Origin of the sequence: Stutzerimonas stutzeri, from assembly GCF_000590475.1 — a bacterium.
Taxonomy (GTDB): Bacteria; Pseudomonadota; Gammaproteobacteria; order Pseudomonadales; family Pseudomonadaceae; genus Stutzerimonas; species Stutzerimonas stutzeri_D.
Map to the genome: position 1 here is coordinate 4,388,523 of NZ_CP007441.1, position 15,092 is coordinate 4,403,614.

Sequence of the window (15,092 nt, forward strand, 5' to 3'; positions counted from 1 at the left end):
TCTACGCGACCTCGGCGGCAGCTGCCATCAAGGCCTCGATTTCCGAGACAGTCTTGGGCACACCGGCGGTGAGGACGTCGCAGCCGGTTCGGGTCACCACCACATCGTCTTCGATGCGTACGCCGATGCCGCGCCACTTCTTCGACACGTCCTGGTTGTCGGCGGCGATATAAATGCCCGGCTCGACGGTCATCGCCATGCCCGGCTCCAGCACGCGCCATTCGCCGCCAACCTTGTAGTCACCGACGTCATGCACATCCATACCCAGCCAGTGGCCGGCGCGATGCATATAGAACGGTTTGTAGGCTTCTGCGGCGATCAGCTCGTCGACGCCGCCCTGAAGCAGCCCCAGATCGACCAACCCGGTGGTAATGACCTTCACCGTCGCCTCATGCGCCTCGTTCCAGTGCTTGCCGGGCGCAATATGCTTGAAGGCCTCCTCATTGGCCGCCAGCACCAGCTCGTAGATCGCTTTCTGTTCGGGCGAGAAGCGACCACCGACCGGAAAGGTGCGGGTTATGTCGCTGGCGTAGCAGTCGATCTCACAGCCGGCATCGATCAGCACTAGGTCGCCCTCCTTGAGCAAGGCGTCGTTCTCTCGGTAATGCAAAATGCAGGCGTTCTTGCCGGCCGCGACGATGGAGCCGTAGGCCGGCATCTTCGCCCCGCCCTTGCGGAACTCGTAGTCCAGCTCCGCTTCCAGATGGTATTCATAGAGGCCGGCGCGGCTGGCTTGCATGGCACGGATATGGGCCCGCGCAGAAATCTCCGCCGCGGTGCGCATCACCTTGACCTCGTTCGCCGACTTGTACAGGCGCAGGTCGTGCAGCAAATGATCGAGGGCAACAAACTCGTTAGGTGGCTGGGCGCCTTGGCGAGCCTTGGAGCGGATGGTGTTGATCCACTCCATCAGTCGGTGATCGAACTCTTGGTTGCTGCCGATGGCGTAATAGACGCGCGAACGACCCTCGATCAGACCAGGGAGAATGTCATCGATATCGCCAATGGGGAAAGCGTCGTCAGCACCGTACTCGGAGATGGCACCGTCCTGGCCCGCCCGCAATCCGTCCCATAACTCCCGAGCCGGATCGCGTTCGCGACAGAACAGCACATATTCGCCGTGCTCACGACCCGGAATCAGCGCTATCACCGATTCCGGCTCGGGAAACCCGGACAAATATTGAAAATCACTGTCCTGACGGTAAATGTGCTCAACGTCGCGGTTGCGGATGTACATCGGCGCCGCCGGCAGGATGGCGATGCTGTTGGGTTCCATCTCAGCCATCAGCGCCTTGCGCCGACGGGCGTATTCCGACTTCGGGATGCGGGTCATGAACGGCTGGGTCCTCAATGCAGGGAGGGCTTAGGTGCTGGCGGCGCCGGCTTTGCACACTCGGTGAACAGCAGCAATGGCGCCACGCGCAGATATTCCATGACTTCCATATAGTCGCTTTCGCCGTCCTCGGACTCGTCCAGGGAGTCCTGTATCTGCGCGATCGCGGCCATGTCCTGCAGCACTTCCATCGCCTCACCGCTCAGCGCACGGTCACCGGCGATCAGGCCGAAGCCGGCCAGGAAGCTCTGGCACCACTGCCCCAGGGCAAGCGTGCGCTCGGCGAGCGGTGCATCGTCGGAGGGCAGCAGCAGTACGATGGCGATGTCGTCGCCAGCGAGCTCGCCCTTGACCATCTCCTGCAAGCCTATGAGCGCCTGGCGCACCGATTCCTCGGGCTCTGCGCCGAGCAGCTCGGTGGCATCGGTCAACCAGGTTTCGACATCGAAACCGGCGCCGGCGCAGCTGCGCCCGAGCAACAGCCCGTGCAGCTCGGCGGGTGTGACGGGTTGGGCACTGCTGGCCAGCAATGTGGCGAAAGCAGCATATGGCGAGTTCTGAATGGGCATTGGCGGCTAGGCGCACAGAGGCGCTAATGTCTAGAATGAGGCCTCGTATCCTAGCATCGGCACACGAGCCAAGACCATCGAAGCCGGACCGCCCAATGCTCGCGCCACTTACCGGGAATCCCATGGAAGACGCCGATCTGCAATTGCTGACCACCAAGCTGGAGCAGCTGATTCAGCGCATCGAGCAACTCAAGGTGCAGAATCGCTTGCTGCTTCATAGTGAGCAGGCCTGGCGCGAGGAACGCGCTCATCTGATTGAAAAGAACGAAATGGCACGGGTGAAGGTCGAATCAATGATTTCGCGCCTGAAAGCCCTGGAGCAGGACTCATGACCCAGCCGAACACCGTAACCGTGCATATCATGGACAAGGAATATTGTATTTCCTGCCCACCCGAAGAACGTAGCAACCTCGAAGGCGCCGCGCATTACCTGGACCGCAAGATGCGGGAAATTCGCAGCAGCGGAAAAGTCATCGGCGCCGACCGCGTCGCGGTGATGGCCGCGCTCAACATCACTCATGAACTGCTGCACAAGCATGACCGGCTGGATGCCGAAGCCAACAGCGCCCGCGAACACGTCCGCGTTTTGCTCGAGCGGGTCGACAGCGCGTTGGCCACTGATCCAAACCCTTCCGGCAACTGATGAACGGCAGACAGATTGCGTTATAATCCCGGCCACTCCCTGGCATGTTCGCCAGTCGGCGATGACCCTCTCCCGATAAGCAACACCATGGAGGCTACACGTAGTGCCGGTGTGCATGTCCGCCTGACGGAAAGCCTTAAGGTACTCTGTAGTCGCCACCTTGAACTCTCGGGTTCAAGGGCCTACGCTGGCAGCGGCATGCTGGGGAGCCTCATTTCATGTTCGTAGCCGAAGGCCTCTCGCGCCCGGCGCTACGACGCCAATTGCAACAAGCTCGCCGCCAGCTCTCTCCTATTCAGCAACGTCTGGCTGCAAGAAACCTCTATCGGCAACTGGCTCAGCACCCGCTGTTTCGCCGCGCGCGCCACGTTGCTCTGTATTTGCCCAATGACGGCGAAATAGATCCCCGTCCGCTATTACTGGCAGCGCAACGACGCGGCAAGGCGACCTACTTGCCGGTGCTCAACGCCTGGCCGCGCACGCGTATGGTGTTCCAACGGATTACCCCGAACGAGCATTTGAAGCCGAATCGCTTCGGTATCGCCGAACCGGCATTCCGTCATGCCCGGCAGCGCTCCGTCTGGTCACTCGACTTGATTTTGATGCCACTGGTGGGGTTCGACGAACACGGCGGCCGTCTGGGCATGGGCGGAGGCTTTTATGATCGCAGCCTGGCATACCGCAGCAGGCGCAAAAAAGGTCACAAACCGACGCTTTTAGGGCTTGCGCACGAATGTCAGAAGGTGGATCGCTTGCCATTGGCCAGCTGGGATGTGAGCCTGGAGGCTACGGTGACAGACCGGGGCTGGTATGCGAAACGAGACGGGAAGAACTGAGGCAGTGCTAGGGCCGCGTCCATGCGGCGGGTTCGCTCAGCGCTGAAGCTGCTGCGAATGGCTGATCGGAACCATCGAAGATGCGGCGTCCGGCTGATCCCATAACCCTTGGGTATAGCCCGTCGTCACGACCCCGAGACCAAAAATCAGCACCAGGACCCAAAGAATATCTGGCTTGCGTTTCATAATTTTCGCCTCCCCCTGCCAGGCGACAATGTTGCGTCGAGTCAGTATCGTTTTAGTTTTCCAGACTCGACAATGCCAACCTCAAGCGCGGCATTCTCCGCCATGCCTCGGTACAGCGCAAACCTGCGTGGCAACCGATTGTCGGGGATGTTGCGTTTGAGAACTCATCAATGCAACTAGCTATGAGCAAAGACCATGCCGTATTGGCTGATGAAGTCCGAACCGGACGAATTTTCCATTCACAACCTGGAGCAACTTGGTACGAGTCGCTGGGACGGCGTACGCAACTACCAAGCTCGCAACTTTCTCCGCCAGATGGCCAAGGGCGACCAGTTCTTCTTTTATCATTCAAGCTGCGCTACGCCTGGCATCGCCGGAATTGGCAACATCCAGCGCACCGGCTATCCCGACCCGACAGCGCTTGACCCCGACAGCGCCTATTTTGATGCCAAGGCCAGCGAGACGAAAAACCCATGGAGCGCCGTCGACGTCGGCTTTGTCGAACGCTTCGAATCGACGCTGACACTGCCTCGCCTCAAAACAGAGCCGGCTCTTGCGCAAATGCCGCTAGTACAGAAGGGTAGCAGGCTGTCGGTGATGCCGGTCAGTGAAAGCGAGTGGCTCGCCATTCTGAGCATGCGCTGAACCAGCCAGCTCTTCTCATGCCCCCACACCCTTACTGAACAATCAGATTGTTAAACAACAAGTCCTCTACCAGCGGCTCACCCTCTTCCTGGGTAAGCACCGTCTGCACCTGCTTGAGCGCCTCCTGCCGCAGGGCCTCCTTAGCTTCGACCGTTCCGAGGCTGGCGTCGGTCTGCTGCGAAAACAACGTCACCAGCTGATTGCGGATCAACGGCTCGTGATGCTTGACCTTCGCCTCCGCTTCGCTGCCGCTGACGCGCAGGGCAATGTCAGCCTTGTAATATTTCAGTCTGGCCTCCGAGCCATAGTTACCGACCAGCGCAGGGACTAGCGCGTAATAGACGGTTTTCGGGGCGGCCGAATCGGCCTCGGATGTTTCGGCCAGCGCGGGCAGCGCCATGCAAAGAGCGAAAAGAAAAAGAAGGGTGCGCTTCACGAGATAACTCCATGGGGTACGGACACCAGCATAACCAGTGCCAGGCGCAGACCCAAGCCCGCCCTTATGTATCGCCATCAGAGCAGGCCATGCTCATTGCACCACGCGAGCAGCCTTCTAGACTGATCGAATCCAGAAACGGTCAATAGCCTCATCTCTAACGACAAAAGGAAACTCGATGAAAGCTGTCCTGTGCAAAGAATTCGGTCCGGCCGAGAACCTGGTCATCGACCAAACCGATAGCCCTCGGATCAAGAAGGGCGAGGTGCTGCTCGATGTACATGCTGCCGGCGTCAACTTTCCGGACACGCTGATCATCGAGGGCAAGTACCAGTTCAAGCCGCCGTTTCCGTTCTCGCCAGGCGGTGAGGCCGCTGGTGTAGTCGCCGCCGTGGGCGAAAGTGTCAGTCACCTGAAGGTTGGCGACCGCGTCATGGGACTGACAGGCTGGGGCAGCTTCGCCGAGCAGGTCGCTGTTCCTGCAGACAATGTATTGCCGGTTCCTCCGTCGATGGATTTCGAAACGGCTGCGGCGTTCAGCATGACTTACGGCACCTCGATGCATGCATTGAAACAGCGTGCAAACCTGCAGCCCGGCGAAACCCTTTTGGTCCTTGGCGCATCGGGCGGCGTTGGCCTGGCAGCGGTGGAAATCGGCAAGGCTATGGGCGCCAAGGTGATCGCCGCCGCCTCCACCGCCGAGAAGCTTGAGGTTGCGAAGAAGGCAGGCGCTGATGAGCTGATCAATTACACCGAGACCAACCTTAAGGAGCGCCTGAAGGAACTCACCGGCGGTCAGGGAGTGGACGTCATTTATGATCCGGTGGGCGGCAGCTTGTTCGAAGAGGCGTTTCGCAGCATCGCCTGGAACGGGCGCATGCTGGTGGTTGGCTTCGCTGCAGGTGAAATCCCCTCGCTCCCAGCGAACCTACCATTGCTTAAGGGGGCGTCGCTCATCGGGGTATTCTGGGGCAGCTTCGCCCGGCGCCAGCCGCATGACAACGCAGCCAACTTCAAGCAGTTATTTGCCTGGCACGCTGAAAGCAAGCTCAAGCCTCTGGTATCGCAAACCTTCGCGCTCGAGCAAACTGCCGACGCGATCAACGCGCTGGCGCAGCGCAAGGCTGTGGGCAAACTCGTCGTGAAGGTACGCTAAAACGACCAAGCCGCTACCGCAGGGCGTCTGGCGCTCTACGGCAGGGTAAACGGAGAATTATCAGTGCGCAGTGGCAGGTGCTTCGCCGCCCTGCTGCATGCGCGCCATCTCTTGCGCGTAGAGCGCATCAAAGTTCACCGGGGCCAGCATCAGCGCCGGGAAGGAGCCGCGCGTGACCAGGCTATCGAGCGTTTCGCGCGCATAGGGGAACAGAATATTCGGGCAGAAGGCGCCAAGGGTGTGGCTCATGGCCTGGGCTTCGAGCCCCTTGATCAGGAAAATGCCGGCCTGCTGGACCTCGGCAATAAAGGCTACTTCCTCACCGGTCTTGACCGTCACCGACAGGGTCAGCACGACCTCATGGAAATCGTTTTCGAGCGTCTTCTGCTTGGTGTTCAGGTCCAGCGCAACGCTCGGATTCCACTCCTGACGGAAGATTTCCGGGCTTTTGGGAGCCTCGAAAGAGAGATCTCGAACATAGATGCGCTGCAGAGAAAACTGTGCGCCCTGCTCGTCCTGACCAGCCGCTGCGCCGTTGTTTGCTTGTTCAGTCATGTGAAGCCTTCTTGTTGTGCATGTCGCATTGGAGATCGCCTTGCCAGCGCCGATGCGAGTCGGCTGTCCGGCAGGACTGTATCGAATCAGGCCTGCAGCAGCGGATCCAGCCGACCTGCCCGCTCCAGCGCGTGCAGCTCGTCGCAGCCGCCAACATGCTCGTCGCCGATCCATATTTGCGGAACCGAGGTACGTCCGGCCTTGCTCGCCATTTCAGAACGCAAGGCCGGCTTGCCGTCTACGGCAATTTCCTCGTAACTGACACCCTTGCGATCGAGCAGGCTTTTGGCCCGGACACAGTACGGGCACCAGGCGGTGGTATAGATGACGACTTTAGGCATATTTATTTGACCACTGGCAGATTCTCGCCGCGCCAGCTGGAAATTCCTCCAGCAAGCTTGGCGGCAGTAAAGCCCGCCTTTTGCAACTCACGACAGGCCGCTCCGGCGTGCTGACCCATGGCGTCGACGACGATGATCGTCTTGCCCTTGTGCTTTTCCAGCTCGCCCATTCGGCTGACCAGCTTCTCGTAGGGAATGTTCAATGAGTCGACGATACGACCTGCGTCGAACTCCTTCTTCGCGCGCACGTCCAACACCACGCCTTCGTCGCGATTGACCAGACCGGTTAGTTCACGATTGCTCAGGCTCTTGCCGCCCTTGCGTGCCTCGGTGAAGGCAAGCAGGACCAGCAGCACCAGAAAGATGCTGACCAGAACATAGTGGTTGGAGACAAATTCAATCAGGTTAGCGACCATCAATAGGGTACCCGGGGGATAAAATGCGGGCCAGTATACACAGCCCCTCCACCGGGCTGAACCCTGCGAATCGTGACGCCAAACGGGCCAGCCAGTAGACTGGCCGCCATTTTCGCGCCCTCGTGCAAGGAGCCAGATACATGCCTGCCGCGCCCAAACCCTTGGTACTGATGATTCTCGACGGCTTCGGACACAGCGACAGTCCTGAATTCAATGCCATCCATGCCGCCAACAAACCGGTATATGACCGCCTGCTCGCCAGTCAGCCGCACGGTCTTATTTCCGGCAGCGGCATGGATGTGGGCCTGCCGGACGGCCAGATGGGTAACTCCGAGGTGGGGCACATGAACTTGGGCGCCGGTCGCGTGGTGTATCAGGACTTCACTCGAGTGACCAAGTCCATCCGTGACGGCGATTTCTTCGAAAACCCGAACATCTGCGCCACGGTCGACAAGGCCGTTGCCGCGGGGAAGGCCGTACACATTCTCGGGCTGCTGTCAGATGGCGGCGTGCACAGCCATCAAGATCATCTGGTGGCAATGGCCGAACTGGCCGCCAAGCGCGGCGCCGAGAAGATCTATCTGCACGCCTTTCTCGATGGTCGCGATACGCCACCGAAAAGCGCTCAGCATTCGATCGAACTGATGCAGGCCACCTTCACCCGCCTAGGCAAGGGCCGCGTCGCCAGCCTGATTGGTCGCTACTTCGCCATGGATCGCGACAATCGCTGGGATCGCGTCGCGCAGGCCTATAACCTGATCGTCGACGGTAAGGCGGCCTATCGTTCCGACTATGCCGTAGACGGTCTGATCGCCGCCTATGAGCGCGGCGAAAGCGACGAGTTCGTCAAAGCCACCACCATCGGCGAGCCGGTACGTGTAGAAGATGGCGATGCCGTGGTCTTCATGAACTTCCGTGCGGACCGCGCGCGCGAACTGACCCGCTGCTTCGTGGAGCCCGATTTCAACGAATTCCCACGCGAGCGCGTACCGATGCTGGCCGGCTTCGTCATGCTGACGCAGTATGCCGCAAGCATCCCCGCGCCCAGCGCCTTCGCCCCGGCAGCCTTGACCAACGTGCTTGGCGAATATTTGGCGAACAATGGCAAAACCCAGCTGCGGATCGCCGAGACCGAGAAGTACGCGCACGTCACCTTCTTCTTTTCCGGGGGACGTGAAGAGCCGTTTCCCGGGGAAGAACGCATCCTCATCCCATCGCCACAGGTCGCCACTTACGATCTGCAGCCGGAAATGAGCGCCCCGGAAGTGACCGATCGCATCGTCGATGCCATCGAGAATCAGCGCTACGACGTGATCATCGTCAACTACGCCAACGGCGACATGGTCGGTCACACCGGCGTGTTCGAAGCCGCCGTGAAAGCGGTGGAATGCCTGGACACTTGTATCGGACGCATCACCGAGGCGCTGGACAAAGTTGGCGGCGAAGCTCTGATCACTGCGGACCATGGCAACGTCGAACAGATGGAAGATGTCATGACTGGCCAGGCCCACACCGCCCATACCTGCGAGCCGGTGCCGTTCATCTACTATGGCAAGCGCAACCTGACGATCCGCGAAGGCGGCGTGCTTGCCGATGTGGCTCCGACCATGCTGACATTGCTGGGACTGCCAGCGCCCGCGGAGATGACCGGCCGCTCGATCGTTGAACTCAGCTGATAGCTGATAGCTGATAGCTGATAGCTGGAAGCTGGAAGCCAAGCTCTTGCCTCCAGCTTCAAGCTTCCAGCTGCTTTTTTAGGCATACTACGGCGATCCAAAACCTTCCGGCTTGTCCACTACATGCCTCGTATTCTTCTTGCATTCGCGCTTTCCTGCCTGCTTGGTTCGGCCATGGCGGACGAGCGCACCGACGCCCGCAAACAAATCGAAGCGGCGCGCAAGGACGTCGCCGAGCTGCAAAAGCTGCTCAAGCAGATCGAGCAAGAGAAATCCGCTGTCCAAAAGCAGCTGCAAACCACCGAAAGTGAGATGGGCCAGCTGGAAAAGCAGGTGGACTCGCTGCAGCAGGAAATCGATCGCAGCGAAGCGGAGCTGGAACATCTCAACGACGAGAAAACTACTCTTGAGGGCGCCCGCGTCGAGCAACAGCGCCTGATTGGTATCCAGGCGCGCGCCGCCTATCAGAGCGGTCGCCAGGAATACCTGAAACTCCTGCTCAACCAGCAAAATCCGGAAAAATTCAGCCGCACCCTGACCTACTACGATTACCTCAGCAAGGCGCGCTTCGAACAGGTCGCAAACTTCAACGAAACGCTCACCCAACTGGCCAAGGTCGAAGCAGGCATCGAGGCGCAGCAGACGACGCTCGCCGAACAGCAGGACGGGCTGCAGGAGCGTCGCGACCAGCTCGCTGAGGTACACAAGGAGCGCCGCCAGACGCTGGCCAAGCTCGATCGCGACCTTTCCAGTCGCGACCAGAAACTCAAGGCGCGCCGGCAGGAGCAGGCGCAGCTGGAGCGAGTCCTCAAAACCATCGAGGAAACCCTTGCGCGACAAGCGCGTGAAGCCGAACAGGAGCGTCAACGTGTGCTCGCGGCGGCACGCGAAGAGCAAACCCGTCAGCAACAACAGGCAGGTCGCACCGCCTCGGCGCCATCAGGGCCGATCGTCTCTAGCTCCGGCGGGAATTTCGGCGGCCCGTTCGCCAGCGCCAAGGGCAAGCTGCCCTGGCCGGTGGACGGACGATTGGTCGCCCGCTACGGCACTCCGCGCGGCGGTGATGCTCGAACCAAATGGGATGGCGTGCTGATCGGCGCTGAAGTCGGTACCCAGGTGCGCGCCGTGCACGGCGGCCGGGTGGTATTTGCCGATTGGCTGCGAGGTGCCGGCCTGTTGGTGATCCTCGACCACGGCAATGGCTACCTGAGCCTGTATGGGCACAATCAGAGTCTGCTGCGCGACGCTGGAGAGATCGTCAAGGCAGGCGACCCGATCGCCACCGTAGGAACCAGTGGCGGGCAAGAATCTGCCGCACTGTATTTCGCCATTCGCCAACAGGGTCGCCCAAGCGATCCAGCACAATGGTGTCGCGCGCAAGGATAGGCCGGTCCGGCTGCTAGCGCGCCCCTCACAACTGGAGTCAGACATGCTGCACCTGCGCCGTATCGCCCAACCGACCACTCTGGCCCTGTCCATCATGCTGGGGCTGTGCGGGAGCGCCTGGGCCCAGCAACCGCCCGCAGAGCTGGCACCAGAGCCGATTGCACTGGACACCGCGACCAGCAAGGCACCGTTGCCGCTGGAAGAGCTGCGCACATTTGCCGAGGTGCTAGACCGAATCAAGGCCGCCTATGTTGAGCCGGTCGACGACAAGACCCTGCTGGAGAACGCCATCAAGGGCATGCTCAGCAATCTCGATCCGCATTCCGCCTATCTCGAACCCGAGGCCTTTGCCGAGTTGCAGGAAAGCACCAGCGGCGAGTTCGGTGGCCTCGGCATCGAGGTAGGCATCGAAGATGGCTTCATCAAGGTGGTTTCACCGATCGATGACACGCCAGCCTCCAAGGCCGGCATCGAGGCGGGCGACCTGATCGTCAAGATCGACGGCAAGCCGACCAAGGGCATGTCGATGATGGACGCGGTCAGCATCATGCGCGGCAAGCCGGGCAGCGATATTTCGCTGTCACTGGTGCGCGAGGGCGGAAAGCCCTTTACCGTCAAGCTCACCCGCGCAGTGATCAAGGTCAACAGCGTCAAGAGCCAGATGCTCGAGCCCGGGTACGGCTATTTGCGCGTCACCCAGTTCCAGATCAATACCGGCGAAGAAGTCGGTAAGGCGTTGGCGCGCCTGCGCAAGGAAAACGGTAAGAAGCTCAACGGCCTGGTGCTCGACCTGCGCAACAACCCGGGCGGCGTACTACAGGCGGCAGTGGAGGTGTCCGATCACTTTCTCACCGATGGTCTGATCGTTTATACCAAAGGGCGCATCGCCAACTCCGAGCTGCGCTTCAGCGCCGACCCGGTCGACGCCAGCGAAGGCGTGCCTTTGGTCGTGCTGATCAACGGCGGCAGCGCCTCTGCGTCGGAGATCGTCGCCGGGGCTCTGCAGGACCAAAAGCGTGGCGTAGTGATGGGTACCGATAGCTTCGGCAAAGGCTCCGTGCAGACCGTGCTGCCGCTGAACAACGACCGCGCCCTCAAGCTCACCACCGCGCTTTATTACACGCCCAACGGCCGCTCAATCCAGGCCCAGGGCATCGAGCCCGACATTGAGGTGACCCGCGCCAAGCTAACTCGCGAACAGGCGGCCGAAGGCATTCGGGAAGCCGATCTGGCCGGCCATCTGGGTAACGGCAATGGGGGTCCGGAGCGCCCCAGCGGCGCTCCGATCGCCAGCGATTCGCCGCGTCCACAGGATGAAGATTTCCAGCTTGGTCAGGCGCTGAATCTGCTCAAGGGGTTGAATCTCACCCGCGGTCAGTAACGGATGTCCTGGGTCGAACGTCATCTGCTGGGAGCCCTGCTACTGATCGGCGCGTCCGGCGTGGAGGCCGGTGATACAGACGGAGCGGAGCGCCTGGCAGCCGTCGCGCGAATGCCGAAGCTGGCCTTGGTGATCGATGATCTGGGCCAGAATACCGTCCGGGACGGGCGTGTTCTCGCCTTGCCCGGCCCGGTGGCCATGGCGATTCTGCCAGATACCCGCCACGCTACGAAGCTGGCGGAGCAGGCCAGGACGGCAGGCAAGACGGTCATGCTGCATCTGCCCATGGCCCCAGCCGGCGGCCCCTACGCTTGGCAGCCACAACTACCACAAGCGGAGCTGGATCGCCGCCTGGACAACGCACTGACGAAGGTCCCCCATTCCAGTGGTGTGAACAATCACATGGGCAGCCAGATGACCGATCGGCAGCCGCCCATGGCCGCTCTGATGAGCGAGCTTCAGCAGCGCCACCTGTTCTTTCTCGACAGCCGCACCAACCCCGGAACGATCGCCGCCGCTGCCGCGCAACAGATCGGACTGGCCAGCCTTTCGCGAGATATCTTTCTCGATGACGACCCCAGCCCCGAAGCCGTCGCCGCGCAGTTTCGCGCGGCCATACAACTGGCTCGCAAACAGGGTTCAGTCGTGGTGATCGGCCATCCACACCCAGCCACGCTTGCGCTGTTGGAGCGGGAGTTGCCGAAGCTCGGAGCACAGGGCATCGATTGGGTGGACATCGGCCAGATGATCGCCACCCGGGGCAATCGCGCCATGATTGCCCATGGCGCAAACGGCGTTTATCGTTGAGGCCTGATCAGAGATAACGACGCATGATGGCGTCTATAGCGCCGTCACTCTTCATTTCGTTCAGCGCTTTCTGCAATCGCGTTACGACTTCATCTGGCGTCTGCTTGTTCAGCGCAAGGAACAGCTGCGCGTCGTTGAAGCGCAGCACCGTGGTCAATCCGCTTACCCCTTCCTGCTTGGCCAGGTAGGGCCCGACGGGGTCGGTTGTCGCCCACAGGTCTATCTGCCCCTTGAGCAGCTTGCCGATGTTTTCCTGGTCGCGTAGGGAATTGATCGGCTCGAAACCCTTGCTTTCCAAATGCTGGCTGACCGCGTCGTTCTTGTATGCGCCGATCCGGTACTGCTGCGCCTGCTCAAGCGAACTCAGCCGCATCGGGCTGCCGGCCGGAGCCAGCAATACCCAGCCGGTACTGGCTAGCGGGCCGACCCATTTGAATAACGGCTCACGCTCGGGCGTGTAGGTGGTGGAAAACAGGCCCTGGTCCGGGTGTTCCAGCGCTTGATTGTAGATACGCTCCCAAGGGAAACGCAGCGTCAGGTTGTAAGCGATCCCGGCACGCTTGAACATCTCGCGCACGATCTCGGCGTTGATTCCGCTGATGTTGCGGTCTGCAGCGTAGTTCTTGCCGTCCGCCGCCATGTTGAATGGCGGGAAGTTCTCGGTCAGCAATACCAGTTTGTAGTCATCAGGCAGTGCTGCCTTTGCCGAGGTGGCCATCAACAGCAACAGCCCGGCCATTAGAATTCGTCTCATCGATCCTTCCCCCACGTCGACAAATATCCAAAACGACACCGCGCTGGCCCTGCCGAACAGATTCCATGCGGACCTCGTTCGATTATGTTTAGCAACTTGTGAACCAGACGCAGCGCGGCGACCACTGTAATGTGACAAGCCGCACAAATCCGCGGAATCATATTGCCGTCATCCGCAGCCAGGCAGTCGTGTAACGGATCAAAGGAAAGGAGGGGCCTGCCGGCGAGCTGAGGAAAGTCAGCGTGGCGTTCCGAAACAGGGCACCGCAGCGTTACAAACGCTGCGATTCGGTACGTCGACCGGAGCTGCAGCCACGCAAACCGCTACAGATAGCGACCGCTGATGGTGTCCAGCGTGCCGTCAGCGCGCATCTGCTCCAGAGCAGCCTGCAGCTTGGCTACGGTTTCATCGGGGATACTGTGATTGAGCGCCAGGTAGAGCTCTGCGCTGTCGAACTTAAGCACCCGCTTGAGCCCGGTCACACCTTGTTGCTTGGCCAGATAGCGCCCGGCTGGATCGCCCGTGGCCCAGAGATCGATCGCCCCGTTTTGCAGTTTCTCCACGTTGGTTTGGTCGCGCAGAACCAGCGACGGCTCCAGCCCCTGCCCCGCCAGGTGCTCGGCAATCGCATCGCCTTTGTAGGCGCCGATGCGATACTGGCTGGCCTGCTCGAGCGTGCTGACATTGATCGTGCTGTCGCCGCGCGCCAGCAGTACCCAGTCGTCCGGACCGATCGGCCCTACCCATTTGAATAGGTCTTCACGCTCCGGCAACCGCGCAGTGACGAACACGCCATATCCCGGCATATCCAGCGCCATCCTATAGATGCGCTCCCAAGGGAAACGCAGCGTCAGCGTGTAGTCGACGCCGGCACGCCTGAACATTTCGCGGACGATATCGGCGGCAATCCCGGTGATGTTTTCGTCACGCGCGAAATTCTTGCCATCGGCCGCCATGTTGTAGGGCGGAAAGTTCTCGGTAAGCAGGTTTATCGGCTCCGGTGCTGACTGCGCGGCGCCAGCGATCAGCGAGAGACTGGCGGCCGTCGCCAGAAGCATGGTTTTGAACATGATGTAATTCCCTAAAGAAGCCGGCAGCCGCGGCTCAATCGCGGCTGTGTTCCTGGTTGACTGCGCCGCGCCTGGTCAGCGCATCACGATGCCGCAGCTGGCCATGTAGGCTTTGGCTTCTGGCACCGTGTACTCACCGAAGTGGAAGATGCTGGCCGCCAGCACCGCATCGGCCTTGCCCTCGATGATTCCGTCGGCCAGGTGCTGCAGGTTACCGACGCCACCGGATGCGATCACCGGGATGTGCACGGCCTCACTGATGGCTCGGGTCACGCCGAGGTCATAGCCGCTCTTGACGCCGTCCTGGTCCATGCTGGTCAAGAGGATCTCGCCGGCGCCCAGCGCTTCCATCTTCTGCGCCCAGAGCACGGCATCGAGCCCGGTAGGCTTGCGGCCGCCGTGGGTGAAGATTTCCCAGCGCGGTGTCTCGCCCGGCCTGGAGACCTTCTTCGCGTCGATGGCAACGACGATGCACTGCGAGCCGAAGCGCTCGGCGGCTTCGCCCACGAATTCGGGGGTGAACACGGCCGCGGTGTTGATCGAGACTTTATCTGCGCCCGCATTGAGAAGATTGCGGATGTCTTGCACGCTGCGCACACCGCCGCCTACGGTCAGCGGGATGAACACCTGACTGGCCATGCGCTCTACCGTGTGCAGCGTGGTGTCGCGGTTATCGACACTGGCGGTGATGTCGAGAAAAGTGATTTCGTCGGCGCCCTGCTCGTCGTAGCGACGGGCGATTTCCACCGGATCGCCGGCATCGCGAATGTTCTCGAACTGAACGCCCTTGACCACGCGGCCATTGTCCACGTCGAGGCAGGGAATGATGCGTTTGGCCAATGCCATTGGACTTTCTCCGGAAGCAGCTTCTCGAGCCGCAGGCTTCAAGCTGAAAGTAATGT

Annotated in this window: 19 protein-coding genes and 1 other RNA gene; 10 read left to right on the forward strand and 10 right to left on the reverse strand. The window is 60.7% G+C overall.

The features are described from left to right. Position 1 precedes the first annotated feature (1 nt). Entirely contained in the window at positions 2 to 1,333 is a 1,332-nt protein-coding gene (pepP, locus tag CH92_RS19880) for a Xaa-Pro aminopeptidase (RefSeq protein ID WP_025243510.1), read from the reverse strand. A 14-nt stretch (positions 1,334 to 1,347) separates the two neighbouring features. Then, on the reverse strand, positions 1,348 to 1,902 hold the full coding sequence (locus CH92_RS19885) for a YecA family protein (RefSeq protein WP_025243511.1): 555 nt from the start codon (positions 1,900 to 1,902) through the stop codon (positions 1,348 to 1,350). 122 nt (positions 1,903 to 2,024) lie between these two features. On the opposite strand from CH92_RS19885, the gene CH92_RS19890 reads away from it, so the two are divergent. The 4 genes from CH92_RS19890 to CH92_RS19900 all read left to right on the forward strand — a co-directional run bounded on the left by CH92_RS19890 (position 2,025) and on the right by CH92_RS19900 (position 3,381). Continuing rightward, a complete protein-coding gene (locus tag CH92_RS19890) occupies positions 2,025 to 2,234 on the forward strand; it encodes a TIGR02449 family protein (protein ID WP_025243512.1) in 210 nt (69 codons plus the stop codon). Beyond that, positions 2,231 to 2,545: a cell division protein ZapA gene (locus tag CH92_RS19895; protein WP_025243513.1), complete on the forward strand. Its 315-nt coding sequence runs from the start codon at positions 2,231 to 2,233 to the stop codon at positions 2,543 to 2,545. The genes CH92_RS19890 and CH92_RS19895 overlap by 4 nt, the downstream gene beginning before the upstream one ends. A gap of 33 nt (positions 2,546 to 2,578) precedes the next feature. Then, a non-coding RNA gene (gene ssrS / locus CH92_RS21780) (6S RNA) lies at positions 2,579 to 2,757 on the forward strand. A 6-nt stretch (positions 2,758 to 2,763) separates the two neighbouring features. Further along, positions 2,764 to 3,381, forward strand: coding sequence for a 5-formyltetrahydrofolate cyclo-ligase (locus CH92_RS19900; RefSeq protein ID WP_025243514.1), 618 nt, complete (start codon positions 2,764 to 2,766; stop codon positions 3,379 to 3,381). Between the two features lie 36 nt (positions 3,382 to 3,417). Here the strand turns inward: CH92_RS19900 and CH92_RS22150 are convergent, their stop codons facing one another. After that, positions 3,418 to 3,567 carry a hypothetical protein gene (locus tag CH92_RS22150; RefSeq protein ID WP_167332193.1) on the reverse strand — a complete coding sequence of 50 codons (150 nt, stop codon included), beginning with the start codon at positions 3,565 to 3,567 and terminating at the stop codon, positions 3,418 to 3,420. 195 nt (positions 3,568 to 3,762) lie between these two features. Here CH92_RS22150 and CH92_RS19905 point away from each other — a divergent pair, with 195 nt between their 5' ends. After that, positions 3,763 to 4,212, forward strand: a complete 450-nt coding sequence (locus CH92_RS19905; RefSeq protein WP_025243515.1) for an EVE domain-containing protein — start codon at positions 3,763 to 3,765, stop codon at positions 4,210 to 4,212. Positions 4,213 to 4,243: 31 nt separating this feature from the next. On the opposite strand, the gene CH92_RS19910 is transcribed toward CH92_RS19905, so the two are convergent. Continuing rightward, complete coding sequence (locus CH92_RS19910; protein WP_025243516.1) at positions 4,244 to 4,648, reverse strand: flagellar basal body-associated protein FliL; 405 nt, start codon at positions 4,646 to 4,648, stop codon at positions 4,244 to 4,246. Between the two features lie 178 nt (positions 4,649 to 4,826). Here CH92_RS19910 and CH92_RS19915 point away from each other — a divergent pair, with 178 nt between their 5' ends. Further along, complete coding sequence (locus CH92_RS19915) at positions 4,827 to 5,804, forward strand: NADPH:quinone oxidoreductase family protein (protein WP_025243517.1); 978 nt, start codon at positions 4,827 to 4,829, stop codon at positions 5,802 to 5,804. 60 nt (positions 5,805 to 5,864) lie between these two features. On the opposite strand, the gene secB is transcribed toward CH92_RS19915, so the two are convergent. From secB to CH92_RS19930, 3 genes are all read right to left on the reverse strand, one after another. Next, complete coding sequence (gene secB, locus CH92_RS19920; protein WP_025243518.1) at positions 5,865 to 6,359, reverse strand: protein-export chaperone SecB; 495 nt, start codon at positions 6,357 to 6,359, stop codon at positions 5,865 to 5,867. Between the two features lie 86 nt (positions 6,360 to 6,445). Then, a complete protein-coding gene (gene grxC, locus CH92_RS19925; protein ID WP_025243519.1) occupies positions 6,446 to 6,700 on the reverse strand; it encodes a glutaredoxin 3 in 255 nt (84 codons plus the stop codon). A gap of 2 nt (positions 6,701 to 6,702) precedes the next feature. Then, a complete protein-coding gene (locus tag CH92_RS19930) occupies positions 6,703 to 7,116 on the reverse strand; it encodes a rhodanese-like domain-containing protein (RefSeq protein WP_025243520.1) in 414 nt (137 codons plus the stop codon). Between the two features lie 140 nt (positions 7,117 to 7,256). Between CH92_RS19930 and gpmI the strand changes: the two genes are divergently transcribed. The 4 genes from gpmI to CH92_RS19950 all read left to right on the forward strand — a co-directional run bounded on the left by gpmI (position 7,257) and on the right by CH92_RS19950 (position 12,366). Beyond that, entirely contained in the window at positions 7,257 to 8,792 is a 1,536-nt protein-coding gene (gpmI, locus tag CH92_RS19935; protein ID WP_025243521.1) for a 2,3-bisphosphoglycerate-independent phosphoglycerate mutase, read from the forward strand. A gap of 123 nt (positions 8,793 to 8,915) precedes the next feature. After that, on the forward strand, positions 8,916 to 10,178 hold the full coding sequence (locus CH92_RS19940) for a murein hydrolase activator EnvC family protein (protein ID WP_025243522.1): 1,263 nt from the start codon (positions 8,916 to 8,918) through the stop codon (positions 10,176 to 10,178). 43 nt (positions 10,179 to 10,221) lie between these two features. Beyond that, positions 10,222 to 11,559, forward strand: coding sequence for a S41 family peptidase (locus CH92_RS19945; RefSeq protein ID WP_025243523.1), 1,338 nt, complete (start codon positions 10,222 to 10,224; stop codon positions 11,557 to 11,559). Positions 11,560 to 11,562: 3 nt separating this feature from the next. Continuing rightward, the gene (locus CH92_RS19950; RefSeq protein WP_025243524.1) at positions 11,563 to 12,366 is read left to right on the forward strand and encodes a divergent polysaccharide deacetylase family protein; all 804 of its coding nucleotides are present in this window, start codon (positions 11,563 to 11,565) and stop codon (positions 12,364 to 12,366) included. Positions 12,367 to 12,373: 7 nt separating this feature from the next. Here the strand turns inward: CH92_RS19950 and CH92_RS19955 are convergent, their stop codons facing one another. From CH92_RS19955 to hisF, 3 genes are all read right to left on the reverse strand, one after another. Continuing rightward, on the reverse strand, positions 12,374 to 13,120 hold the full coding sequence (locus CH92_RS19955) for a substrate-binding periplasmic protein (protein WP_025243525.1): 747 nt from the start codon (positions 13,118 to 13,120) through the stop codon (positions 12,374 to 12,376). 323 nt (positions 13,121 to 13,443) lie between these two features. Beyond that, the gene (locus CH92_RS19960) at positions 13,444 to 14,190 is read right to left on the reverse strand and encodes a substrate-binding periplasmic protein (protein WP_025243526.1); all 747 of its coding nucleotides are present in this window, start codon (positions 14,188 to 14,190) and stop codon (positions 13,444 to 13,446) included. Between the two features lie 75 nt (positions 14,191 to 14,265). After that, on the reverse strand, positions 14,266 to 15,036 hold the full coding sequence (hisF, locus tag CH92_RS19965) for an imidazole glycerol phosphate synthase subunit HisF (protein WP_025243527.1): 771 nt from the start codon (positions 15,034 to 15,036) through the stop codon (positions 14,266 to 14,268). Between the last annotated feature and the right edge of the window lie 56 nt (positions 15,037 to 15,092).

What these genes read in the sequence shown, in the direction of transcription:
- pepP (WP_025243510.1), bottom strand. Translation starts at nt 1,333, where the DNA reads ATGACCCGCATCCCGAAGTCGGAATACGCCCGTCGGCGCAAGGCGCTG.
- CH92_RS19885 (WP_025243511.1), bottom strand. Translation starts at nt 1,902, where the DNA reads ATGCCCATTCAGAACTCGCCATATGCTGCTTTCGCCACATTGCTGGCC.
- CH92_RS19890 (WP_025243512.1), top strand. Translation starts at nt 2,025, where the DNA reads ATGGAAGACGCCGATCTGCAATTGCTGACCACCAAGCTGGAGCAGCTG.
- CH92_RS19895 (WP_025243513.1), top strand. Translation starts at nt 2,231, where the DNA reads ATGACCCAGCCGAACACCGTAACCGTGCATATCATGGACAAGGAATAT.
- CH92_RS19900 (WP_025243514.1), top strand. Translation starts at nt 2,764, where the DNA reads ATGTTCGTAGCCGAAGGCCTCTCGCGCCCGGCGCTACGACGCCAATTG.
- CH92_RS22150 (WP_167332193.1), bottom strand. Translation starts at nt 3,567, where the DNA reads ATGAAACGCAAGCCAGATATTCTTTGGGTCCTGGTGCTGATTTTTGGT.
- CH92_RS19905 (WP_025243515.1), top strand. Translation starts at nt 3,763, where the DNA reads ATGCCGTATTGGCTGATGAAGTCCGAACCGGACGAATTTTCCATTCAC.
- CH92_RS19915 (WP_025243517.1), top strand. Translation starts at nt 4,827, where the DNA reads ATGAAAGCTGTCCTGTGCAAAGAATTCGGTCCGGCCGAGAACCTGGTC.
- secB (WP_025243518.1), bottom strand. Translation starts at nt 6,359, where the DNA reads ATGACTGAACAAGCAAACAACGGCGCAGCGGCTGGTCAGGACGAGCAG.
- grxC (WP_025243519.1), bottom strand. Translation starts at nt 6,700, where the DNA reads ATGCCTAAAGTCGTCATCTATACCACCGCCTGGTGCCCGTACTGTGTC.
- CH92_RS19930 (WP_025243520.1), bottom strand. Translation starts at nt 7,116, where the DNA reads ATGGTCGCTAACCTGATTGAATTTGTCTCCAACCACTATGTTCTGGTC.
- gpmI (WP_025243521.1), top strand. Translation starts at nt 7,257, where the DNA reads ATGCCTGCCGCGCCCAAACCCTTGGTACTGATGATTCTCGACGGCTTC.
- CH92_RS19940 (WP_025243522.1), top strand. Translation starts at nt 8,916, where the DNA reads ATGCCTCGTATTCTTCTTGCATTCGCGCTTTCCTGCCTGCTTGGTTCG.
- CH92_RS19945 (WP_025243523.1), top strand. Translation starts at nt 10,222, where the DNA reads ATGCTGCACCTGCGCCGTATCGCCCAACCGACCACTCTGGCCCTGTCC.
- CH92_RS19950 (WP_025243524.1), top strand. Translation starts at nt 11,563, where the DNA reads ATGTCCTGGGTCGAACGTCATCTGCTGGGAGCCCTGCTACTGATCGGC.
- CH92_RS19955 (WP_025243525.1), bottom strand. Translation starts at nt 13,120, where the DNA reads ATGAGACGAATTCTAATGGCCGGGCTGTTGCTGTTGATGGCCACCTCG.
- CH92_RS19960 (WP_025243526.1), bottom strand. Translation starts at nt 14,190, where the DNA reads ATGTTCAAAACCATGCTTCTGGCGACGGCCGCCAGTCTCTCGCTGATC.
- hisF (WP_025243527.1), bottom strand. Translation starts at nt 15,036, where the DNA reads ATGGCATTGGCCAAACGCATCATTCCCTGCCTCGACGTGGACAATGGC.